This window comes from Deinococcota bacterium, assembly GCA_030858465.1.
Taxonomy (GTDB): domain Bacteria; phylum Deinococcota; class Deinococci; order Deinococcales; family Trueperaceae; genus JALZLY01.
The window spans coordinates 1-6,114 of record JALZLY010000292.1 but is presented as its reverse complement, the minus strand read 5'-3'; the positions used below and the strand labels follow the sequence as shown (position 1 = coordinate 6,114).

7 protein-coding genes are annotated in these 6,114 nt (G+C 64.7%); 4 read left to right on the top strand and 3 right to left on the bottom strand.

Annotation, left to right across the window (positions count from 1 at the left end; genetic code table 11):
• Positions 1-977: carbohydrate ABC transporter permease (locus M3498_14635; GenBank protein MDQ3460516.1), on the top strand; the 977-nt coding region annotated here is incomplete at its 5' end.
• 97 nt (positions 978-1,074) lie between these two features.
• Positions 1,075-2,367 carry a glycoside hydrolase gene (locus M3498_14630; protein MDQ3460515.1) on the top strand — a complete coding sequence of 431 codons (1,293 nt, stop codon included), beginning with the start codon at positions 1,075-1,077 and terminating at the stop codon, positions 2,365-2,367.
• A gap of 84 nt (positions 2,368-2,451) precedes the next feature.
• On the opposite strand, the gene M3498_14625 is transcribed toward M3498_14630, so the two are convergent.
• Positions 2,452-3,195 (bottom strand): TerC family protein, encoded by a 744-nt coding sequence (locus M3498_14625; GenBank protein MDQ3460514.1) that lies wholly within the window; start codon positions 3,193-3,195, stop codon positions 2,452-2,454.
• Positions 3,196-3,294: 99 nt separating this feature from the next.
• Between M3498_14625 and M3498_14620 the strand changes: the two genes are divergently transcribed.
• Positions 3,295-3,432, top strand: coding sequence for a hypothetical protein (locus M3498_14620; protein MDQ3460513.1), 138 nt, complete (start codon positions 3,295-3,297; stop codon positions 3,430-3,432).
• A 197-nt stretch (positions 3,433-3,629) separates the two neighbouring features.
• On the opposite strand, the gene M3498_14615 is transcribed toward M3498_14620, so the two are convergent.
• Positions 3,630-4,061 carry a type II toxin-antitoxin system VapC family toxin gene (locus M3498_14615; protein ID MDQ3460512.1) on the bottom strand — a complete coding sequence of 144 codons (432 nt, stop codon included), beginning with the start codon at positions 4,059-4,061 and terminating at the stop codon, positions 3,630-3,632.
• A complete protein-coding gene (locus tag M3498_14610) occupies positions 4,062-4,301 on the bottom strand; it encodes an AbrB/MazE/SpoVT family DNA-binding domain-containing protein (GenBank protein MDQ3460511.1) in 240 nt (79 codons plus the stop codon).
• 617 nt (positions 4,302-4,918) lie between these two features.
• On the opposite strand from M3498_14610, the gene M3498_14605 reads away from it, so the two are divergent.
• Positions 4,919-5,983, top strand: coding sequence for a M20/M25/M40 family metallo-hydrolase (locus M3498_14605; GenBank protein MDQ3460510.1), 1,065 nt, complete (start codon positions 4,919-4,921; stop codon positions 5,981-5,983).
• Positions 5,984-6,114: the final 131 nt, after the last annotated feature.

Below are 6,114 nucleotides of genomic sequence, written 5' to 3'. Positions count from 1 at the left end.
GCTTCAGGCCGCTCGGCCTGCCGGAGGTCTACCCCTTCTGGGGCGTCGCGGCGGGCCTCGTCAGCTTCGCCCTGGTCGGCTGGCTGACCCGCTACGGGCTCAGAGACCTGAACCTGGGCAGCCTGCGCCGCGACATCGTCGAGCTCCTGGTGATGCGGCTGCTGCGCGCGGCGGGCTTCGTGTTTTTCCTGACCGTCATCATCTTTCCCTTCTACTTCATGACGGCCTCGAGCTTAAAATCGCGCGCCGAGATGCTCCGCAACCCGGCCGACCTGCGCGTCGACCTCGGCCAGGACCTGGGCTCGCTCTTCGCGGGCTACCGCGAGGTGCTCTTCACCTTCGACTTCCTGCGTTTCATCGGCAACAGCACCCTGGTCGCGGCCGTCACCGTGGTCATCACCCTCTTCCTGGCGGTGCTCGGCGCCTACGCCGTCACCCGCCTGAGCTTCCCGGGCCGCGACCTCCTGTCACGCTCGATCCTGCTCATCTACATGTTTCCCGCCATCGTCTTAGTCATCCCGCTCTACGCGGTCTTCACCCAGCTCGGGCTCAGAAACACCCTGCCGGGCCTGCTGATCGTCTACCCGGCGACCACCATCCCGGTGGCGCTCTACATGCTGCGCAGTTACTTTCAGACCTTGCCCAAGGACTTAGAAGAGGCGGCCATGATCGACGGCTGCACCCGCGCCGAGGTGATCTGGCGCGTCACCCTGCCCCTCTCGCTCCCCGCCCTGGCCTCGGTCGGGCTCTACGTCTTCATGATCGCCTGGAACGAGTTTCTGTTCGCCTTCATGTTCTTGGACAACCCGCAGATCTTCACCCTGGCGCGCGGCATGGTCACCCTCGACAACCAGGAGGTACCGAGGCAGTTCCTGATGGCCGGCGCGATGATCATCACCGTGCCGATCATGGTGCTGTTCTTCTGGTTCGAGCGCTACCTGGTCGGCGGCCTGACGGCGGGGGGAGTGAAGGGGTGAAACAATTGAAAATTCAAGGTTCAAAATTCAAAATTGGCCGATGTCCTTTTCAATTTCCTTTTCAATTTTCAATTTTTAATTTTCAATTATGGTCACGATGGCCGTGACCTCCGCTCTCTTCGCCAAAGCGTACGAACTGCTGCGCGCCAACGACAGCGGCGTCTTCGTCAAGCCGAGCGCCGGCCAGTACCCCCACCAGTGGAACTGGGATGCGGCCTTTATCGCCGTCGGCCTGCGCCATGCGGACATGGCCCTGGCTCGGCGCGAGGTGCGCGCGCTCCTGAGCGGCCAGTGGCAAGACGGCCTGGTCCCCCACATCCTCTACCACAGAGGCGCCTCGGATTACTTTCCCACGCCGGACTTCTGGAAGGTGGAGGGGAGCCCCCAGGCGCCTCGAGTCCCGACCTCGGGCCTGACCCAGCCGCCCGTGCTCGCCACCGCCGTGCGCCTCATGCACGAGGCCGCCACGGACAAGGCCGAATCGCTCGGCTTCGTCCACGAGGTCTACCCCAAGGTTCTCGCCTGGCACCGCTGGCTCTACAGCGCCCGCGACCCCGAGGGCAGCGGCCTGGTCGCCATCATCCACCCCTGGGAGTCCGGCACCGACAACGCCGCCCGCTGGGCCGAGCCGATGGCCCGCCTCGAGCCCGTAGACGTTCCCCCCTACCGGCGCCGCGACAAGGTCCATGTCCGGCCCGACGAGCGCCCGGTCGAGAGCGACTACCAGCGCTTCATGTACCTGATCGGCCTCTTCCGCGACTGGCGCTGGGAGGCCCGCACCCTCTACGCGCGCTCGCCCTTTTTGATCCGCGATACGCTCTTCAACGCGCTCCTTCACCGCGCCAACGAGGACCTGCGGGCCCTGGCGCTCGAGCTCGGCAAGCCCGTGAGCGAACTGGACGGTTGGCTCGAGCGGGCGAGGCGGGCCTTCGCGGGGCTGTGGGACGAGGAGGCGGGCCTCTACTACGACGTTGACCTGCGCGCGGAGGGCCCTATCCGCGAAAATAGCTGCGCCTGCTTCATTCCCCTCTTCGCGGGCCTGCCCGACCAGGCCCAGGCCCAGCGCCTGGTCGGACAGCTCCGCGACCCGGCCGCGTACGCCCCCGGCCCGGAGGGAGGCTACTACCTGCCCTCGGCCGCCAAGAACAGTCCCCTTTTCGAGCCCCGGCGCTACTGGCGCGGCCCAGTGTGGATCAACGTCAACTGGCTCCTCATCCAGGGGCTCAGGCGCTATGGCTACTCTGACCTGGCCGCGACGGTGAGGGCGCAGTCCCTGGCGCTCATGGAGCGTGGCTTCGCCGAATACTACGACCCCCGTGACGGCAGCCCCTGCGGCGCGGCGGGCTTCTCCTGGAGCGCGGCGCTGGCGATGGACCTGCTGAGGGAATGAGCGCGCGCTATATCACAGGGCGGGCCTCACCTGTCCAAGCCCGGCGTCCTGCACCCGGTCCTGCAACGGATCGACGCTTCAGCTCTAGTCGCCGCTGTAGGGCTTGCGCAGCTCGACCGGCTCGACCTTCTTGGGCTTGGCGCGCAGGTTGAGCATCTCGACGAAGACCGAAAAGCCCATGGCGAAGTAGATATAGCCCTTGGGGATGTGCTGCTCGAAGCCCTCGAGCAGGAGCGAGAGGCCGATGAGCAAGAGGAAGCTGAGGGCCAGCATCTTGACGGTGGGGTGACGGTTGACGAAGTCGCTGATGACGCCCGCCGAGAGCATCATCACGCCGACGGCGACGACCACCGCCGTCACCATCACCCAGAGCTCATCGGCCAGGCCCACCGCGGTGATCACCGAGTCGAGCGAAAAGACAATGTCTAAGAGCAGGATCTGCACGATCACGCCGCCGAACGAGGCCACCACCCCGGTCTCCGCGTGGCCCTCCTCGGCCTCGAGCCGGTTGTGGATCTCGTGGGTGCTCTTGGCGATGAGAAAGAGCCCGCCTAGGATAAGGATCAGGTCGCGGCCGGAGATCTCCTGGCCTAGGGCCGCAAAGAGCGGCGCGGTCAGCCGCATGATCCAGGTGAGCGAAAAGAGCAAGGCGATGCGCATGAACATCGCCAGGCCCAAGCCCAGCATGCGGGCGCGGCCCTGCTGCTCCGCGGGCAGCTTGCCCGCCAAGATCGAGATGAAGATGATGTTGTCGATGCCGAGGACGATCTCCAGGACCGTCAGGGTGAGAAGGGCGACCAGAACCTCGGGACTAAGGAGCCACTCCATAATAAGGCCTCGGGGCGGCCGGCGGAAGGAGAGGACACGGCCGCGCTAGCGCACCATCCTACACCTCCACATGCTCAGGCGCGTGCTCGGGCAAACTGTTTGGCTACACCGTTTTGGCTACAGCGCAAGGCGGCGAGAGCGGCCGAGAGCGCCGACGAGACGCTCGAGGACGAGACGAGCGGCTGGGAGGCCGCGGTGACTTGCGCCACCGCGCTCAGCGAGTCAGCCCCCAAATGATGTATCGCTGATGCGGCGTCTGACAGTTACATGAGCGTGACCGAAGTCCTGGCTGGACAGGTATCTGCTTCGCATCATTCTGGGGAGATCGGGCTGGACAGGAGAAGACGTCAACGGTAATCGAGTCCTGAGCGACAACTTCACCAGCGTCGTCATAGGGTTCATAGCTGGTGGCACCCGCCACAGTAGGCTGCCGGCTACACGGCGGCGTCCGTAGGCGACAGCATCAGCTCCGGGTAGGCTGTGCGGTAGCGCTTGGGATCGAGGGTCAGGAGCCGGTCAGCGGCAAGCAAAGCGTGCGCCCCCACGATGAAATCCACCAGGAGCCGCTTAGGTTGCCCGGCCCTGTCCTTCCGACGGCGCTGAGCGTAGGCGCTGAAGGCCTCCCCTACCCGTTCCCAGATTCCTCTCGAGAGGTTGACGTGAACCTCAATCCCTGTGGCCTCGAGGAAAGCATCGACAAACGCCTTGGTGGCTCGCGGGTAAGCCATCAGCTCGGCGTAGACCGGGGCGCAGACGACGAGCCCGCCCTCCTGCCTAGCTGAGAAGAGCAGGTCTGTCATCCCCGTCGCCGCGTGCTCCTGGGACCACAGCGCGCTGATGACGTTCGTGTCTACTGCCGTGAGCACCTAGGCGTCGTCCCGCAGATCGCCTAGCCAGGCGTTCACCTCGTCTTTGCTCTCGAAGTGACTGAGGACGCCCCGGTACGGCTCGAACGGATTGGCCTCTCGCCTAGCGGGTTTCATGACCGTCACCCCGTTCTCGGTCACGAATTCGATCTGATCGCCCTGCTTGAGGCCCAGCCGCTGCCGGACCTCCTGCGGGATGGTGATCTGCCCCTTGCTGGTGATGGTAGCTCGTGTACCCATCCTTACCACACCTCCTTACAGTAAGGATAGCACATGCGTGCTCAGGTCATGCCGCTGCCGCACCTGCTCTAAAGGTGGCTCTAAAGGTGACATGAGCATGGCTGCGATTCTGTCTCAACAGGCTCCGCTTCGCCTCATCATAGGGAGTTCGAGCAGGAAAACATATGAGAGTTGAGATCGATCATCATGGGCAGGATGCGATGTCGAGGAGCCTCGAGTCCTCCGGTTTCGGGCAAACTGTTTGGCTACACCACAAGGCAGTGAGAGCAGCCGGGACCGCCGACGAGAAGCTCAAGCGCCGTCCAGACTCCAGCCTGCTTCACACCGTCGAGCAGGCTTGAAACCCGGCAGTCTCTTGGTCTACCGCGAAATCCGATCATAACGGATGTGATATGAAAGGAAGGCGGCTACGCCGAGGTGGCGAACAACAAGACCAAGACGTTTCGGTGATCGAGGTTTCGGTGGTTGACTTGAGACGCTCGAGGAGGTTTCCCGCTGCGAGGCGAGCCTTTACCCCGACGGCGTCGCCTACTCGAGCCCGGTCGTTCCTGGTCACAGCGCCATCGCCTCGAGGGGCCACGGCGTGCCCCCGTCCCCACCCGCCAAAGGAGATAGCCATGCCCAGCCTGCTGGAACGCCTTCAAGAGCTCACCGCCATTGACGCCGTCTCCGGCCAGGAGCGGCCGCTGGTGAGACACCTCATGGAGAGCTTGGGGCCTGTCTGCGACAGCGTCGAGACCGACAGCGTCGGCAACGTCTACGCGGTCCGCAAGGGAGCCACCGACGGTCCCACGCTGATGATCGCCGCTCACAGCGACGAGATCGGCCTGGTGGTCAGCAGCATAACGCCGAGCGGCTTCCTCCGCTTCGAGAAGGTCGGCGGCGTCCTCGATAACCTCTTGGCCGCGCGGCTGGTCAGGGTGGGAGGCCAACTCGGGGTGATCGGCATGAAGGCCGGCCACTACCAGAGCGCCGAGGAGCGCAGCCGGGTCAAGCCCCACAGCGAGATGTACATCGACATCGGCGCCGCCTCCGCCGAGGAGGTCGCCCAAAGGGGCGTCGAGATCGGTGACCCCGTCGCCTTCGTCAGCCCCCTCACCAGCCTCGGCGGCTCGCTGGTGGCGGGCAAGGCCATTGACAACCGCCTCGGCTGTGCCTTGCTGGCTAGGCTGATCGAGGAGGTGAGCCCTCCGGCCGGTACCCTCGTCGCGGCCTTTACCTCGCAAGAGGAGGTGGGGCTGAAGGGCGCGGGGGTGGCGAGCTTTCGCCTGCGCCCGACCCTGGGGCTGGCGCTCGACACCATGCCAAGCGGCGACACGCCGGACATGAACGCGGAGCTGAACGTCAGGCTGGGCGCCGGACCCTGTATCCAGGTCCTGGCTGGCCAGGGCGGCAGGGGCTTTCTTTTGCCGCCCACCGTCAAGGAGTTCTTGACCCGCACGGCCCGCGACGCGGGCGTCGCCTATCAGCTCGTCACCTTCACTGGCGGTAACAACGACGCGGCGACCATCGGCTGGGCAGCGGAGGGAGTCCCGGCCGGCTCGATCTGCCTGCCCCGGCGCTACGCCCACTCACCGCTCGAGGTCGCGGACCTGCGCGACGCCGAGGCGAGTTATGAGCTGCTAAACGCCGTCGTCAAAAGGATGGATCGCTTTCCGCTCTTGAGCTTTTTGGGAGACTGAGGTGCTCACCTTACGCACGAAGGGCAGAAACACTAGGATAGGAAGATGAATCGAGAACTGCTAGAGGTTTACAGTGACTATACCCGTTTCACAGGGCACTTTCTCATCAGCTCGTTCAGCTACACCACAGC